This is a genomic window from Pantoea sp. YR525 (genome assembly GCF_900116775.1).
Classification (GTDB): domain Bacteria; phylum Pseudomonadota; class Gammaproteobacteria; order Enterobacterales; family Enterobacteriaceae; genus Pantoea; species Pantoea symbiotica.
The window spans coordinates 193,587-209,659 of sequence record NZ_FPBU01000002.1 but is presented as its reverse complement, the minus strand read 5'-3'; the positions used below and the strand labels follow the sequence as shown (position 1 = coordinate 209,659).

The 16,073-nt window shown below is 54.5% G+C and carries 17 protein-coding genes, 1 pseudogene and 1 other annotated feature (1 of these 19 only partly in view); of the genes and pseudogenes, 5 read left to right on the top strand and 13 right to left on the bottom strand.

Going from position 1 to position 16,073, the window contains the following annotated elements; translation table 11 throughout:
* The first annotated feature begins 11 nt into the window (after nt 1-11).
* Together BM323_RS04460 and oppF are read left to right on the top strand one after the other, a co-directional pair.
* A complete protein-coding gene (locus BM323_RS04460) occupies nt 12-1,031 on the top strand; it encodes an ABC transporter ATP-binding protein (protein WP_008106576.1) in 1,020 nt (339 codons plus the stop codon).
* Nucleotides 1,028-2,032, top strand: a complete 1,005-nt coding sequence (oppF, locus tag BM323_RS04455; RefSeq protein WP_008106573.1) for a murein tripeptide/oligopeptide ABC transporter ATP binding protein OppF — start codon at nt 1,028-1,030, stop codon at nt 2,030-2,032. Before BM323_RS04460 ends, oppF begins: the two co-directional genes overlap by 4 nt.
* 43 nt (nt 2,033-2,075) lie before the next feature.
* On the opposite strand, the gene BM323_RS04450 is transcribed toward oppF, so the two are convergent.
* Both BM323_RS04450 and cls read right to left on the bottom strand, forming a co-directional pair.
* A complete protein-coding gene (locus BM323_RS04450) occupies nt 2,076-2,405 on the bottom strand; it encodes an HI1450 family dsDNA-mimic protein (RefSeq protein ID WP_196761379.1) in 330 nt (109 codons plus the stop codon).
* Between the two features lie 37 nt (nt 2,406-2,442).
* Nucleotides 2,443-3,903 (bottom strand): cardiolipin synthase, encoded by a 1,461-nt coding sequence (gene cls / locus BM323_RS04445; RefSeq protein ID WP_008106571.1) that lies wholly within the window; start codon nt 3,901-3,903, stop codon nt 2,443-2,445.
* Nucleotides 3,904-4,065: 162 nt separating this feature from the next.
* Between cls and BM323_RS04440 the strand changes: the two genes are divergently transcribed.
* Nucleotides 4,066-4,239, top strand: a complete 174-nt coding sequence (locus tag BM323_RS04440) for a YciY family protein (protein ID WP_007892390.1) — start codon at nt 4,066-4,068, stop codon at nt 4,237-4,239.
* Between the two features lie 190 nt (nt 4,240-4,429).
* On the opposite strand, the gene BM323_RS04435 is transcribed toward BM323_RS04440, so the two are convergent.
* Nucleotides 4,430-4,726 carry a YciI family protein gene (locus BM323_RS04435; RefSeq protein WP_008106569.1) on the bottom strand — a complete coding sequence of 99 codons (297 nt, stop codon included), beginning with the start codon at nt 4,724-4,726 and terminating at the stop codon, nt 4,430-4,432.
* Nucleotides 4,727-4,930: 204 nt separating this feature from the next.
* Here BM323_RS04435 and tonB point away from each other — a divergent pair, with 204 nt between their 5' ends.
* Complete coding sequence (gene tonB, locus BM323_RS04430) at nt 4,931-5,659, top strand: TonB system transport protein TonB (RefSeq protein WP_175501683.1); 729 nt, start codon at nt 4,931-4,933, stop codon at nt 5,657-5,659.
* A gap of 54 nt (nt 5,660-5,713) precedes the next feature.
* On the opposite strand, the gene yciA is transcribed toward tonB, so the two are convergent.
* The 4 genes from yciA to BM323_RS04410 are packed head-to-tail and all read right to left on the bottom strand — an operon-like array spanning nt 5,714 to nt 7,965.
* The gene (gene yciA / locus BM323_RS04425) at nt 5,714-6,133 is read right to left on the bottom strand and encodes an acyl-CoA thioester hydrolase YciA (protein ID WP_007892397.1); all 420 of its coding nucleotides are present in this window, start codon (nt 6,131-6,133) and stop codon (nt 5,714-5,716) included.
* A 54-nt stretch (nt 6,134-6,187) separates the two neighbouring features.
* Nucleotides 6,188-6,727, bottom strand: coding sequence for a septation protein A (locus BM323_RS04420; RefSeq protein ID WP_008106564.1), 540 nt, complete (start codon nt 6,725-6,727; stop codon nt 6,188-6,190).
* A 59-nt stretch (nt 6,728-6,786) separates the two neighbouring features.
* The gene (locus BM323_RS04415; RefSeq protein WP_008106561.1) at nt 6,787-7,521 is read right to left on the bottom strand and encodes a YciC family protein; all 735 of its coding nucleotides are present in this window, start codon (nt 7,519-7,521) and stop codon (nt 6,787-6,789) included.
* A gap of 27 nt (nt 7,522-7,548) precedes the next feature.
* Nucleotides 7,549-7,965, bottom strand: coding sequence for a YkgJ family cysteine cluster protein (locus tag BM323_RS04410; RefSeq protein ID WP_008106559.1), 417 nt, complete (start codon nt 7,963-7,965; stop codon nt 7,549-7,551).
* 245 nt (nt 7,966-8,210) lie between these two features.
* Here BM323_RS04410 and ompW point away from each other — a divergent pair, with 245 nt between their 5' ends.
* Nucleotides 8,211-8,843: an outer membrane protein OmpW gene (ompW, locus tag BM323_RS04405; RefSeq protein WP_008106557.1), complete on the top strand. Its 633-nt coding sequence runs from the start codon at nt 8,211-8,213 to the stop codon at nt 8,841-8,843.
* Between the two features lie 46 nt (nt 8,844-8,889).
* Here ompW and BM323_RS04400 read toward each other — a convergent pair whose 3' ends face one another.
* The 6 genes and pseudogenes from BM323_RS04400 to BM323_RS04370 form a co-directional block, all read right to left on the bottom strand.
* A complete protein-coding gene (locus BM323_RS04400; protein WP_008106555.1) occupies nt 8,890-9,204 on the bottom strand; it encodes a BON domain-containing protein in 315 nt (104 codons plus the stop codon).
* Between the two features lie 249 nt (nt 9,205-9,453).
* Nucleotides 9,454-10,257 (bottom strand): tryptophan synthase subunit alpha, encoded by an 804-nt coding sequence (trpA, locus tag BM323_RS04395; protein WP_008106554.1) that lies wholly within the window; start codon nt 10,255-10,257, stop codon nt 9,454-9,456.
* Nucleotides 10,257-11,450 carry a tryptophan synthase subunit beta gene (trpB, locus tag BM323_RS04390; RefSeq protein WP_007892408.1) on the bottom strand — a complete coding sequence of 398 codons (1,194 nt, stop codon included), beginning with the start codon at nt 11,448-11,450 and terminating at the stop codon, nt 10,257-10,259. The genes trpA and trpB overlap by 1 nt, the downstream gene beginning before the upstream one ends.
* A gap of 46 nt (nt 11,451-11,496) precedes the next feature.
* Entirely contained in the window at nt 11,497-12,864 is a 1,368-nt protein-coding gene (trpCF, locus tag BM323_RS04385) for a bifunctional indole-3-glycerol-phosphate synthase TrpC/phosphoribosylanthranilate isomerase TrpF (RefSeq protein ID WP_008106551.1), read from the bottom strand.
* A 1-nt stretch (nt 12,865) separates the two neighbouring features.
* Nucleotides 12,866-14,459: pseudogene (gene trpD, locus BM323_RS24600) on the bottom strand (bifunctional anthranilate synthase glutamate amidotransferase component TrpG/anthranilate phosphoribosyltransferase TrpD).
* Nucleotides 14,459-16,021, bottom strand: coding sequence for an anthranilate synthase component 1 (locus BM323_RS04370; RefSeq protein ID WP_008106546.1), 1,563 nt, complete (start codon nt 16,019-16,021; stop codon nt 14,459-14,461). The pseudogene trpD and the gene BM323_RS04370 overlap by 1 nt, the downstream one beginning before the upstream one ends.
* A 23-nt stretch (nt 16,022-16,044) precedes the next feature.
* Nucleotides 16,045-16,073, bottom strand: a sequence feature (Trp leader region); it runs 80 nt beyond the window's last position.

The window sequence follows — 16,073 nt, the reverse complement described above, 5'->3', positions numbered from 1 at the left end:
GGAGTTTCCCGATGACCATTCATGAATTTCAGCCAGCCATGGCTGCACGTGCGGGAAACAATAACCTGCTGCTGGATGTAAAAGATCTGCGCGTCACCTTCAGCACCCACGATGGCGATGTCACCGCTGTGAACGACCTCAACTTTTCACTGCATGCGGGTGAAACGCTGGGCATTGTTGGCGAATCCGGCTCCGGGAAATCGCAAACCGCGTTTGCCTTGATGGGGTTGCTGGCGAAAAATGGGCGCATTGGCGGATCAGCAAAATTCAACGGCGCAGAGATTCTCAATCTGCCAGAAAACAAACTGAACAAACTGCGTGCTGAGCAGATCGCGATGATCTTCCAGGACCCGATGACGTCGCTGAATCCGTATATGCGCGTTGGCGAGCAGTTAATGGAAGTGCTGAAGCTGCATAAAGGCATGAACAGCGCCCAGGCGTTTGAAGAGTCGGTACGCATGCTGGACGCCGTGAAAATGCCGGAAGCGCGTAAGCGCATGAAGATGTTCCCACATGAATTCTCTGGCGGTATGCGCCAGCGTGTGATGATTGCGATGGCGCTGCTGTGTCGACCTAAGCTGCTGATTGCCGATGAGCCGACCACAGCACTCGACGTCACCGTGCAGGCGCAGATCATGACACTGCTGAATGAGCTGAAGCGCGAGTTTAATACCGCGATTGTGATGATTACCCACGATCTCGGCGTGGTAGCGGGTATCTGTGACAAAGTGCTGGTGATGTACGCCGGTCGTACCATGGAGTATGGACGTGCCCGCGATGTGTTTTATCATCCAGCACATCCGTACTCGATTGGCTTGCTGAGTGCGGTGCCACGTCTGGACGCTGAAGAGGGCGAGTCGCTGACCACCATTCCAGGCAACCCGCCAAACTTGCTGCGCCTGCCGCAAGGCTGTCCGTTCCAGCCTCGCTGCGCTTACGCCATGGACATTTGCTCCAAGGCACCGCCGCTGGAGCCTTTTGCTGAAGGGCGCTTGCGTGCCTGCTTCAAGCCGGTGGAGGAATTAGTATGAGCACCTTAGTCGAAGAGAAAAAAGTCCTGCTGGAGATCGCCGACCTTAAGGTGCATTTCGAGATTAAGGATGGCAAACAGTGGTTCTGGCAGGCACCGCACACGCTGAAAGCGGTCGACGGCGTCAGCCTGCGACTCTACGAAGGTGAAACGTTGGGTGTCGTTGGTGAGTCGGGTTGCGGTAAATCGACGCTGGCCCGCGCCATCATCGGCCTGGTGAAAGCTACGGAAGGGCGCGTCGCCTGGTTAGGACGCGATTTGCTGGGGCAAAGCCAGGAGCAGTGGCGTCAGGCGCGCAGCGATATCCAGATGATCTTCCAGGATCCGTTGGCATCGCTTAATCCGCGCATGACCATTGGCGATATCATTGCCGAACCACTGCGCACCTATTATCCGAAGATGCCGCGTCAGGAAGTGAAGGATAAGGTCAAAAGCATGATGATGAAGGTTGGGTTGCTACCTAACCTCATCAACCGCTATCCGCATGAGTTTTCGGGCGGTCAGTGTCAGCGTATTGGTATTGCGCGTGCGCTAATCCTTGAACCTAAACTGATTATCTGTGATGAACCGGTATCGGCGCTCGACGTGTCGATTCAGGCGCAGGTCGTCAATCTGTTGCAGAAGTTGCAGCGAGAAATGGGGTTGTCACTGATCTTCATCGCGCACGATTTGGCGGTGGTAAAACACATCTCCGATCGCGTGCTGGTGATGTATCTCGGTCATGCGGTCGAGCTGGGTACTTACGATGCGGTGTACAACAATCCGCAGCATCCGTACACCCGCGCGCTGATGTCAGCAGTGCCGATTCCCGATCCGGATCTGGAGAAGAACAAGGAAATCCAGCTGCTGGAAGGGGAGCTGCCATCACCGATCAATCCGCCATCCGGTTGCGTATTCCGCACGCGTTGCCCGATTGCCGGACCAGAATGCGCGAAAACCCGACCGCTGCTGGAAGGCAGTTTCCGTCATGCGGTGTCTTGTCTAAAAGTCGATCCGCTGTAAATGAAAACGCCGGGCGATTGCCCGGCGTTTTTTTATCTGTCGCTTACTCGCGCCAAAGAATGTGGCAGAGTTTGTGATCTTTCTCGCGGCACAGCAGGACGCGTGCGAACACATCAGTGATCGGCTCGCCATCAGCTTCACCCAGGCCAATCACCACTTCTGCGAAGAAGTCTGGGTTGAGATCGAAATCAACATGTTCCTGCCAGTCTTCCGCAGGATCGAACAGTTCCGCGCCACCGCGCTCTTCAAACTGCAGATTGAACAGAATAATGTCAGCGGGATCGAGATTGTCGCCAGCCAGCTCAAGAAAAATATCGTAAGCCTGTTCCAGCGTTTCATCTTCAGTAAGGCGATTATTTAAATCCATGGTCATTCCTGCTTGCCCTGAGGCGGTAATATTTTCGCTCGTTTTACAGTAAAGGACTAAAGAAGTAAAACAGTCGTTCAACGATGCGTTGCCACCAGGCACGTTTAGCCCAGCGAGCGCCATCCAGTAAGCGTGAGCGGGCGATGTAATCGTCCTGCACGGTAGCGAGATCGCTGCCAAAACCATCATCATCAACCACCAATGTGATCTCAAAATTAAGCCACAGGCTGCGCATATCCAGATTAACAGTGCCGACCAAACTCAGCTGCCCATCCACCAGCACACTTTTGGTATGCAACAGGCCATCTTCAAACTGGTAAATTTTTACGCCCGCTTCCAGCAACTCGGTAAAGAAGGCGCGGCTTGCCCAGCCTACCAGCAACGAATCATTGTGGCGCGGCACAATGATGCTCACTTCCACCCCGCGTAACGCCGCAGTACAGATGGCGTGCAGCAGGTCATCGCTTGGCACAAAGTAGGGCGTGGTCATGATCAGCTGCTCGCGCGCGGAGTAAACCGCCGTGAGCAATGCCTGATGGATCATATCTTCCGGGAAACCAGGGCCAGAAGCGATTACCTGAATGGTATGACCGCTCTCCTGTTCGAAGGGCATTACGTTGGCATCTGGCGCGGGCGGCAGAATGCGTTTACCGGTTTCAATCTCCCAGTCGCAGGCATACACAATGCCCATGGTGGTTGCCACTGGACCTTCCATGCGCGCCATCAGATCAATCCACTGGCCCACGCCCGCTTCCTGCTTAAAGAAGCGTGGATCGACCAGGTTCATGCTGCCGGTATACGCGATGTAGTTATCGATCAGCACCACTTTGCGATGCTGACGTAAGTCCATGCGGCGCAGGAACACACGCAGCAAGCTTACCTGCAACGCTTCAACCACGTCGATGCCAGCGTTGCGCATCATATTGACCCACGGACTGCGGAAGAAGGTGACGCTGCCCGCTGAATCCAGCATCAAGCGGCAATGCACACCGCGACGCGACGCGGCCATCAACGATTCCGCCACTTCATCAGCCAGCCCGCCGGGATGCCAGATATAGAACACCATCTCGATGTTGTGACGCGCCAGCTGGATATCGCGAATCAGCGCGTGCATCACGTCGTCGGAGCTGGTCAGCAGCTGCAACTGGTTGCCTTTCACGCCCGCAATGCCCTGACGATGGCGGCACAAATCAAACAGGGAACGCGCCACGTCGCTGTGTTCGGTGGCAAAGATATGCCGACACTGTTTGAGGTCGTTGAGCCATTTGGCGGTAGAGGGCCACATGGTGCGTGCGCGTTCGGCACGCCGTTTACCTAAATGCAACTCACCAAAGGAGAGATAGGCGATTATACCCACCAGCGGCAGAATGTAGATGATCAGCAGCCAGGCCATTGCAGAGGTGACTGCGCGGCGTTTCATCAGAATACGTAGCGTGACACCCGCAATCAGCAGCCAGTAACCAAACAGCAGCAACCAACTGATGAGGGTATAAAATGTGGTCATTAAGTGGACATCCTGTTCGCGCTTTGTTGTGCAAAGTTTACGTGCTGATCACAGGTAGTGAAACCTTTAATCGTGAATGACGTTTCGATGAAGCTTTCGATTTGGCATTTCCCAACAGATCTTTATAATGCCTGCCGAGTTTAGCCTGTCTGAGAGGATGTGATGAGACGCAGCAAAAATGAAGTGGCGCGCTGGAGAATGTTACGTCAGGTACACCGTCGTCGTTCTCGCTGGCTGGAAGGGCAGTCGCGTCGTTATAAACGCATCCACACCATTCGTCATCAGGTGGCGCAGCAGCATCGCCGCTCCATCCTGTTTATCTCGCAAATGGTCTGATGGGCTTACGCGGCCACTATGCGCCGCGTAGCACCCGAATGACATTGACCATCTCTACTGCCGCTGCCAGCACAATTAACATCACAATGTGCTGCCGAGCGTTGCGCCAGCCTTGCTGACGCCATAGCCAAAGTGCCCTGCCGATGAGAGCGAAAGCTATCACCAGCAGTAAAACTGACTGCCACATAGATTAGAAAACGCGTTTGAACGGTTTGACCGCGACTTTCTCATACACGCCTGCGGCAATGTAGGGATCGTCCTTGGCCCATGATTCCGCGACTTCAAGTGAAGAGAATTCGGCGATGATCACGGAACCGCTGAAACCGGCCGGGCCTGGATCGTTGCTGTCAACCGCTGGCAGCGGACCCGCAGCAATCAGACGACCTTCATCTTGCAACAGCTGTAAACGAGCAAGATGCGCGGGACGTACCGAGTTGCGTTTTTCCAGTGAATCAGCGGTATCTTCCGCATAAATGACGTAAAGCACGATGGGATACTCCCGTTAGACTTGCCGAAATTGCGTGACACGTTAAGTGATCGTTAATCAGAGTGCAAACGAAAGATAAATACGCTGTCATTCAGCGCAATCAGGGTTAAAAAAGGCCTTTCTGCAGCCACATTTACATCGCTTATTGAAACTGATTGCTATTTGCATTTAAAATCTGCGCTTCACTCAATGAACATGAATGATATGACCACGTTGACTACGCCTTTACCTACACGTACCCCCATTGCTGTAATTTTATCCGTGGTACTTCACGGTTCGTTGATCGCTGGCATTCTCTATGCATCGTTTCATCAGGTCATTGAAGTTCCAAAAGCGTCGCAGCCTATCAGCGTTTCGCTGGTGGCGCCTGAAGTGCAACCCGAACCTGCACCTGCCCAGGTTACGCCACCACCTCCCGAGCCTGAGCCGGAACCTGAAGTAGCACCAGAGCCGCCGAAGGTTGAGCCGGTGCCGATTCCTAAACCGGAACCTAAGCCGAAGCCAAAACCTAAACCGAAGCCAAAGGTGGAAAAAAAGGTTGAGCCGAAACCGCGTCAGGAAGTGAAGCCGCAGGAAAATCCGGTGAAGCAGGACGCGCCAACCACGCAGACGCGTCCAACCACTGCGCCGAAAGCCAATCCAACCGCAACGCCAAGCATCTCTGATGGCCCGAAAGCGATGAACGTCAGCAAACCAGCCTATCCGGCGCGTGCGTTCGCGCTGCGCGTTGAGGGACGTGTACGCGTGCAGTTTGATGTTGATAGTGACGGTCGTGTCGATAACGTTCAGATTTTATCGGCTGAACCGCGCAACATGTTTGAGCGCGAAGTGAAGCAGGCGATGAAGAAATGGCGTTATCAGCCGGGTCGTCCTGGCAAGAATCTGACCATGAATATCGTGTTCCGCATCAACGGCGGCGCCAATATCGAATAAGTACTGCTGTTTGATAGGCAAAAAGAAAGCGGTCAGATGACCGCTTTTTTAGTGTTATAGATCGCTTAAATTGCTTCTGCCGGGCGGCAGTGGGCGAGATTGCCCGGTATTGTCGACGGCGACGTAGACAAACACCGCTTCAGTTGCGCAGTAAGTCTGGCCAATGGGTTCGGACGACACTTTCTTGATCCACACTTCGACGTTAATGGTCATGGAACTGTTGCCGGTGCGGATGCAGCGTGCGTAGCAGCTCACCACATCGCCAACCGCTACGGGTTTAAGGAACGTCATTCCATCCACGCGCACGGTAACAACACGTCCTTCAGCAATCTCTTTTGCCTTGATTGCGCCGCCCATATCCATCTGCGACATCAACCAACCACCAAAGATATCACCGTTGGCATTGGTATCGGCTGGCATTGCCAGGGTACGCAACACCATCTCGCCTTGCGGCGACTTATGTTTTTCGTCCATTGCTCAGTTCTTCTGCAGGTGAAGAGAAGCCCGACGTTGTCGGGCGGAGTGGCATTATTTTTGTTCTTGTTGCGGCATCTGTCGCCAGATATACACGCCGCTTAACAGGGTAAAGAGTAGGGTCAGGCCGGTCAGACCGAACACTTTAAAGTTAACCCAAAATTCCTGCGATAACCAAAACGCAACATAAATATTCGCTAAGCCGCAGGCAAGGAAGAAGATTGCCCAGGCAATGTTGAGATTTCGCCACACGCCTGACGGCAATTGCAACTCTTTACCCAGCATGGTTTGGATCAGCGGTTGCTTCATAAACCACTGGCTGTAGAGCAGCGCGACGGCAAACAGCGAATAGATCACCGTGACTTTCCATTTGATAAATTCATCGTTATGGAACACCAGCGTCAGCGTGCCGAATACCGCAACCAGCACAAAAGTAAAAATGGTCATCTTTTCCAGCTTGCGGTAAAGCACCCAACTGACGACCAGCGCCAGACCGGTGGCAACAATCAGTGCGCCGGAGGCGACAAAGATGTCGTACAGCTTGTAGAAGATGAAGAAAACCACCAGGGGAAGAAAATCGAGTAACTGCTTCATAGCGTTTCCAATTAGGGCAGGAGCGTTCAATTATGGCGCCCGGGTGAGCGCCATAACGATTAACGTAACAGCATATACAGCCGGTACAGATAGATGATCAGTACAGCGGAGACCAGATTACCCAGCGCGTTCAACACCACGGAGGCGATGTTGGCGGGCAGCACGGTCAGCGATGAAAAGAAGAACATCAGCACAATTTTGGCCAGCAGCCACAGCACAATGGCCGGTGCGATAACCTTAATATTCTTCCATGCGAGACGCATGCTGGCGCGCATCGCGCCGATCACGCCGAGCTTCTCATTGGCGAGAATCACTGGCGCCAGTGAAAACAGGATGGCCAGAATCACGCCCGGCACCATCAGCACCATAAAGCCCAGCTGTACCAGCAAGGTGATCAGGAAGGTTTGCAGCAGCAGCTTTGGCAAGATCGGCGCAGACGCACCAATAGCACGCAGTGCGCTCACGCGTTGTCCGCCCGACACCATTGGGATCAGGAATAGCATGCCACCCAGCAGCAGCGTATTACCAATTAATGCAGCAAACGTGCCTGCAGCGGAAGCGCGCAGCAAAATACGCTGCTGGTCCGGAGACATATTTTGTACCAGCTCAAACAGCGAGGATGCGCTGTCATCTGACTGGCTCAACAATGAGAGCTGGTCTTCACCTGGTGTTAACGCGTGGCCGACGATCACAGTAATGAACGAGGTCAGCAGCGCCAGCAGTAAAATAGTAACCAACTGATGGCGCAAAAAATTTCCTGTGTCACGGTATAACGAGCTTGCCGTGATAGACATGTAAACTCCTTGAAAGAACCGGATTAATTAACCCGGCGATTGTACATGTTCTACTGGCGTGCTGGCACCCGCATTGGGATAACTTTCTGTCATAACAGGTAAAGAAGGGTGAAAAAGCGCAGGAAGACCATAGCGAGCACGGGCGCGATCGCAGGCTTCGTTCAGTTCACCGTTCTCGCCGGACATCGAAAACTCCCGACAAGGTGACGGACGCTGCTGATAAATGCCGCAGGAGACGCAGCCGCCGACCTCTCCCTCTAACGCAACACAGCGCGGTTGGTGTTGGTTGGTGCCGCGCATATTGCGCATAAACAGGCCTAACGGCTCGGTTAATTCAACGGGAACGGCACCGGCGCCATCATCGGCTTCGGCCCAGTAAAAAGAAACACGGAAATGCGCGCAGCATGCGCCACAGGTTACACAAGGGTTTAGTAAATCGCTCATCTGATCGCCCGCCACCTCTAAGGCATCGAACCAAAATCACACAGGGGAAAGGTAAAATAATCACGGCGAAAAATTTTCGCAAGCGGACTTTTATTACGCGGTGTAAGGCCAAAATTGATCTGAATCAATCCATTGTTTTTTAAGTGATTAATTTAGATTGATGCAGATGATCTTTTACCAAAAAAGGGGTAAATGTTGTGCCGCATTCAACATCGAGACCCATCTTTTTTGGCAAAGGAGTGATTATGAAACTGGCAAAATGCGCACTGCTGATGGCGCTGGCAATTCCGCAACTGGCTCTGGCTCATGAAGCCGGTGATTTCTTTATGCGCGCAGGTAGCGCCACCGTCCGTCCGACCGAAGGCTCTGACAATGTGCTGGGTATGGGCGGCTTTAACGTCAGCAACGATACGCAACTGGGTTTAACTTTTACCTATATGGCGACGGATAACATCGGCGTTGAGCTACTGGCCGCCACACCGTTTCGTCATAAGGTTGGACTGGGCGCCACCGGAAATCTGGCCACCGTGCGCCAGCTGCCGCCAACCTTAATGGCGCAGTACTATTTCTTTGATAGCAAAAGCAAAGTCCGCCCGTATGTGGGCGTCGGTATTAACTACACCACCTTCTATGATGCCAAATTCAATCAGACTGGACAGGATGCCGGCTTAAGCGACCTGAGCGTGAAAGACTCGTGGGGCATGGCCGGACAAGTTGGTCTGGATTATCAAATCAACCGCGACTGGATGCTGAACGCATCGTTGTGGTACATGGACATTGATACCGAAGTGAAATTCAAAGCCGGTGGTGAGCAGCAAAACATCAACACGCGTATCGATCCGTGGGTGTTCTTCTTTGGTGCGGGATATCGTTTCTAATCGGCAAGCAGAAATGAAGCGGGCGACCAGAAGGTCGCCCGTTGTGTTATTTGATCTGCATATTGTTAACCACAGACTTCACGCCTGCCACGCTACGCGTTACGGCAACAGCGCGATTAGCCATCTGCGGTGAGCTGACAAAACCGCTCAGCTGAACTTTACCCTTAAAGGTTTCAACATTGATTTCGGTCGATTTCAGCGACTCGTCATTCAACAACTGAGCCTTAACTTTGGTTGTTACCACGGTATCGTCGATGTAACCGCCAGTGCCTTCTTTGGTTGCTGTGGGGGCACACGCGCTAAGAGCCAGCGCCATTACCGCAGCCATCATAAATCCTGCAACGACTTTAAAAAAATTCATTGGTTATCTCCCTGTCTTAGATGATGTTTCGCCGCAATGGGGCGGCGCAGTTAATTGTGGTCTGGCGATGCGAAATCGGCAAATCGGCACGTGCGAAAAAGTGAGAAATAGGGAATTTTTGCCACTTATTGATCCAATCCCAGTTTTAGCCGGGTATGAAAAGCTGAGAGTGGCCGAGAAAATGAGCAGGGGGGTTGGTTTATGACGGTAAAAAGGCCTTATCCGCGCGGGAATAAGGCCCTGAAGGATTTAGCGAGTGGCCGCTTTCAGGCTACTCACAAAAGCTTTCAGCTCGCTGAGCAGCGTTGCCGGATCATTCTGGTTACGCTCAATGATTTTCACAATCGCCGAACCGGAAATGGCGCCCGCCGCACCCGCAGCGATCGCTTCTTTCACCTGGCCAGGCTCAGAGATACCAAAGCCCTGCAGCGGTGGCGCAGCGTTAAACTCTCGCAGTTTTTCGATCAGGTGATGCAGCGGCAGGCTGGCTCGATTTTCTGAACCGGTGACGCCTGCGCGTGACAGCAGATAGGTATATCCGCGACCGTGCGCAGCAATCTCGCGCAGCAGTTCATCGTCGGCATTTGGCGGACAGATAAAGATCGGTGCCACATTGTGGCGCATGGCAGCCTGACGGAACGGCGCAGACTCTTCCAGCGGCACATCAGCAACCAGCACGGAATCGACGCCCACCGCTTCACACTGCGCATAAAAGTTATCGATACCTTTGCTGAACACCAGATTAGCGTACATCAGCAAGCCAATCGGCAGGTCGGGATATTTCTGACGCACGGTCGCCAGAATTTCAAAACACTGCGCCACGGTGGTGCCGGAAGCAAAGGCACGCAGCGTCGCGCCCTGAATAGTTGGGCCATCAGCCAGCGGATCCGAGAACGGAATACCGAGCTCTAACGCGTCCGCACCGCCTTCCACCAAAGTATCGATAATTTTCAGCGACAGTTCAGGTGAAGGATCGCCGAGGGTAACGAAGGGGACGAACGCGCCTTCTTTCTGCGCCGACAGACGTTGAAACAGCTGATTATAACGTTCCATCAGATCTCTCCCTTGGCTTTCAAAATATCGTGAACGGTGAAGATGTCTTTATCGCCGCGTCCGGAAAGGTTAACTACCAGCAGCTGCTCTTTTTCCGGATTCTCGCGGATCATTTTCAGCGCATGTGCCAGCGCGTGTGAGGATTCGAGTGCAGGAATAATCCCTTCAGCACGGCACAGCTCTTTGAAGGCGCTGAGCGCTTCATCATCGGTGATCGAAACATATTCCGCGCGGCCGATACTGTTCAGATGCGCATGCTGAGGTCCCACCGATGGGAAGTCCAGACCCGCAGAGATGGAGTAGGATTCTTCAATCTGACCCTCTTCGGTCTGCATCATCGGCGCTTTCATACCGAAGTAGATCCCGACGCGACCGTGCTTAAGCGGCGCACCGTGTTCACCGGTTTCGATACCGTGTCCTGCAGGTTCAACGCCGATCAGGCCAACGCTTTCTTCTTCGATGAAGTCAGCGAACATGCCGATAGCGTTCGAACCACCGCCCACGCAGGCTAACACCGCATCGGGCAGACGACCTTCGCGCTCCAGAATCTGAGCTTTGGTCTCTTCACCAATCATGCGCTGGAATTCACGTACGATAGTTGGGAACGGGTGCGGACCTGCGGCGGTGCCGAGCATGTAGTGAGCGGTTTCATAGCTGCCAGACCAGTCGCGCAGCGCCTCGTTACAGGCATCTTTCAGCGTAGCTGAACCGCTATGCACTGGAATCACTTCCGCGCCCATCAAACGCATACGGAATACGTTTGGCGACTGACGTTCAACATCTTTCGCGCCCATATAGATGCGGCACTTCATACCCAGCAGGGCACAGGCTAACGCTGATGCGACACCATGCTGACCGGCGCCAGTTTCCGCGATAATCTCGTTTTTGCCCATACGCTTGGCCAACAGCGCCTGACCCAGCACCTGATTGGTTTTGTGCGCGCCACCGTGTAGCAAATCCTCACGCTTCAGATAGAGGCGGGTTTTGGTGCCTTTGGTCAGGTTGCTACACAGCGTCAAAGCCGTTGGGCGTCCAGCGTAGTTTTTCAGCAGGTCAGTAAACTCGGCCTGAAACTCGGGATCGCGCTGCGCTTCAACAAACGCATTTTCCAGCTGGCGCAAAGCTGGCATCAGGATTTGCGGCACATATTGGCCGCCAAACTCGCCAAAATAGGGATTCAATAACGTGGTCATTTTTTCATCTTCCTTATTCGGCCCGCGCGATGGCGGGCAAGCGAAATTAATAGGCGCGCAGCGTGCGGAATACCGCCGCGACTTTGCTGGCATCTTTAATGCCTGGCGCAGATTCTACGCCGGAGTTGAAATCGAGGCCGGCACAGCCCAGCTGTGCGGCTTCAACGCAGTTGTCAGCGCTGAGGCCACCGGCCAGTAATACGTTGCTGAGATCCTGGCCTTGCAGCAGTGACCAATCGAAACGCTGGCCGGTGCCACCCTGGCCGTTATCGAACACGTAGCGATCGACATGCGGCCAGTCGCGCGCAGGTAAGTGATCTTTGATGCTCAACGCTTTCCAGATTTTAGTGTCTGCTGGTAGCGCCTGACGCAGTTGTGCGACAAACGCCTGATCTTCATCGCCGTGCAATTGTACTGCGGCCAGTTTTAACGTCTCCGCAAGCGTGACAATGTCACTTAAAGCGTTGTTGCGGAACACGCCAACATACTTTAGCGGGGCAGCAGCCTGAACCAACTGCGCCTGCTCAATGCTGATTTTACGCGGCGAGCCTTCAGCGAAGATCAAGCCACCGTAAATGGCGCCAGCTTCCTGCGCTGCACGCGCATCTTCAGCGCGGGTCAGGCCACAGACTTTGTTATCGCCAAGCAACACGCGACGAACGCCAGCGGTGAGATCCGCTTCTTCCATCAGCGCGGAGCCAATCAGGAAGCCGTTAGCGAAGTGGCTTAATTCACGTACCTGCGCGTAATTGTGGATGCCGGATTCGCTGATGACGGTGACGCCATGTCCGAGACGCGGCGCTAACTGACGTGTGCGGTTCAGGTCGATCGACAGGTCGCGCAGGTCGCGGTTATTAATGCCGACGACTTTGGCTTCCAGCGCGATGGCACGTTCCATCTCTTCTTCATTACTCACTTCGGTCAGCACGCCCATTTTCAGGCTGTGCGCCACGGCGGCGAGCTGATGATATTGCTCATCATCCAGCACCGACAACATCAGCAGGATGGCATCGGCTTGATAATGGCGCGCCAGATAGATCTGGTACGGATCGATGATGAAGTCTTTGCACAACACCGGTTGCGTGATGGCGGCGCTGACAATCGGCAGGAACGCAAAATCGCCCTGGAAGTATTTTTCATCGGTTAACACCGATACCGCTGAAGCGTGGTGACGGTAAACGCCAGCAATAGTCGCGGGATCGAAATCCTCGCGAATCAGCCCTTTGGAAGGCGAGGCTTTTTTGCATTCCAGGATGAATACGGTGCGTGAGCCACGCAGTGCATCGTAAAAATGACGTTCCGCAGGCTGCAAATCGTTCTGGAAGGTGGCCAGCGGCTGCTGTGCTTTGCGCGCTTCAACCCAGACGGCTTTATCTTGTACGATTTTCTCTAAAACAGTGCCCTTAATACTCATCTCATCCTCTCGCTGCCAGAGCGACAACGCGCTCGTAGGCCTGTCCGCTGCGAATGGCAGCGATGGCGCGTTGTGCGTTGTCGCGCAAATCTTCATTTCCGAACACTTTCAGTAACATTGCGACGTTCACCGCAACCGCCTGCTCATGGGCGGGCTGGCCTTTACCCTGGAGTAAACGGGTCAGAATGTCACGGTTTTCTTCCGGCGTGCCGCCTGCCAACGCGTCTTTATCATGGAAGCCAAAACCGAAGTCTTCTGGCGTCAGCTGATAGCCGGTGATTTCGCCATCACGCAGCTCAGCGACCTGCGTTGGGCTGTGCAGCGCCACTTCATCCATGCCACCGCCATGTACCACCGCGGCACGTTGATAGCCGAGCACTTTCAGCGTTTGAGCGATCGGTAGCACCAGCTCTGGGCTGTAAACGCCAATCACCGCCAGCGGTGGACGCGCTGGATTGATCAGCGGCCCCAGCACATTAAAGATCGTACGGGTTTTTAACTGCTGACGTACCGGCATCGCGTGACGAAAACCGCTGTGATACTGCGGGGCAAACAGGAAGCAGACGTTGAGATCGTCCAGCGCCTGGCGTGCCTGCTCAGCAGGCATATCCAGATTGATGCCAAAAGCCGCCAGCAGATCGGACGATCCAGATTTGCTTGAGACGCTGCGATTGCCGTGCTTCGCCACTTTCAGGCCACAAGTTGCCGCGACAAAGGCGCTGGCGGTAGAAATATTGATGCTGTTGCTGCCGTCACCGCCGGTACCCACGATATCGGCAAAGGTGTAATCCGGACGAGGGAACGGTTTCGCATCGGCCAGCAACGCGGAAGCGGCACCAGCGATCTCTTCCGGACGTTCGCCACGGACTTTCATGGCGATCAGCGCGGCGGCTAACTGCGTCGGCTCCAGCTGACCGGTGATAATCGCGCTAAATAGCTGGTGGCTTTCACCCTGGCTCAGCGTCTCGGACTGATAAAGTTTTTCCAAAATAGTTTGCATCATAATCTCCCTATTACTTCGCCAGCGCCCAGGCCAACGTCTGTTCTAACAAGCGCGCGCCCTGAGTGGTGAGAATGGATTCGGGGTGGAACTGGAAGCCACACACACGGTCGGCATCGTGGCGCACGGCCATCACCATGCCGTTGTAGCTGGCGTTAACGGTCAATTCGGCTGGCGTATTGCTGCCGACCAGCGAGTGATAACGTGCCACCGGCAGCGGATTGCTCAGGCCCGCGAACATGCCTTCGCCATCGTGGGTAATAGAAGAGGCTTTGCCGTGCAGGATCTCGCCGGCCTGGCCGACATGTCCGCCGTAAGCTTCAACAATCGCCTGATGACCGAGGCAAATGCCGATAATCGGCAGACGACCGCGCAGCGCTTGCAGCAAATCTGGCATGCAACCGGCATCTTTCGGCGCGCCCGGACCCGGCGACAGCATCAGAATCGGATTCTCCATCTGCTGCAGGCGTTCAATCAGCACTTCTGCGGGCACGATGTTGCGGTAAATCATCACGTTGTGGCCGAAGGTACGCAGCTGGTCAACGAGGTTGTAAGTAAAGGAGTCGATGTTATCGAGCAGCAGGATATCGGCCATCAGAAAATCTCCTTGCAGTGATGGGCTGTTGCGATGGCACGCAATACCGCGCGCGCTTTGTTGCGGCTCTCGTCCGCTTCTGCCTGTGGCTGTGAATCCAGCACCACACCAGCGCCGGCTTGCACGGTGGCGACGCCGTCTTCGACCCACGCAGAGCGGATAACGATGCAGGTATCCAGATCGCCGTTAGCGGTGAAATAGCCGACTGCGCCGCCGTAGCTGCCGCGACGTGTGCCTTCTTTTCCGGCTATCAGCTGCATCGCACGCACTTTAGGTGCGCCACTCAGCGTGCCCATGTTCATGCAGGCGCGGTATGCGTGCAGGACGTCGAGGTCTGCGCGCAGCGTGCCGACCACGCGTGACACCAGATGCATCACGAACGAGTAACGGTCCACTTTGGTCAGGTCAGCTACGTAGCGGCTGCCCGGCACGCAGATGCGCGCCAAATCGTTACGCGCCAAATCCACCAGCATCAGGTGTTCGGCCATCTCTTTATGGTCGGTGCGCATTTCCAGTTCGATGCGGCTATCGAGATCGCGATCCAGCGAGCCATCAGCATGGCGGCCACGAGGACGGGTTCCGGCAATCGGGTAGATCTCAATCTGGCGCGAGGTCGCGTCATATTTCAGTGAGCTTTCTGGCGAGGCGCCAAACAGCGCGAAATCCTGGTCCTGCATAAAGAACATATAAGGACTTGGGTTGCTGTTTTTCAGCGTGTCGTAAGCGGCCAGTGGAGAAGGGCACGGCAGCGAGAAGCGACGTGAAGGGACAACCTGGAAGATTTCGCCGATGCGAATCGCTTCCTGCATCTCACGCACCACGTTGCAATACTCTTCGTCGCTTTGACTGGTGCTCAGCGTCATTTGCTCGACGCGCTGGACCGGCAATGCGGGCGCAGCTTGCGTCATTTGCCCGCGCAGTTGTTCTATGCGGCCTTGCAGGCGCTGGAACTCGCTGGTCGATGGGCTGAACAAGCTGGCCTGCAGACGCGCCGTGCGTTGCTGGTGGTCGATCACCAGTAAGGTTTCGGCCAGGTAGAAGCAGTAATCCGGGCAACGCTGTTCGTTGCGCAGCTCTGGCAGATCTTCGAAACCCGCGACTAAGTCATAAGCGAACAATCCACCGAGCAACATCGCTTCACGCTCTTCTTCCGGGCTGTTCACCAATTGCGGAATCAGGCGCAGCGCATCAAAAACCGAAAGGGCTTTCAGGCGGGAATCTTCGTCCTGCATACCTTGCGGCTGAGTGAAATGCAGCTCGCGGCCATCGGGGCGCACATCGATGCGCACTTCAGGTGGCAGCGCTTCGTCCAGCAGTGGCAAGATGGCGCGACCATTTTCCGACAGCGCTTTGATGGTGACGATGTTGCCCAGCGCGCTGACGCGCAGCGCGCTATCGACGATTAACAGGCTTTTCAGGTTTTGTTTGCTGTCGATATCAGCGGATTCAAGCAGCAGAGTTGCTGGACGTGCGCCGCATAATTGATGAAACACTGCGGCCGGATCTTCGCGGTAGGGCGCGGTACCGGTTATCAACTTCAATGTAGGTTTCGCAATAGCCATAATGGATTCTCTGAATTTCGCTCAAAAAAAAGCCCGCTCGGTGGCGGGCTTA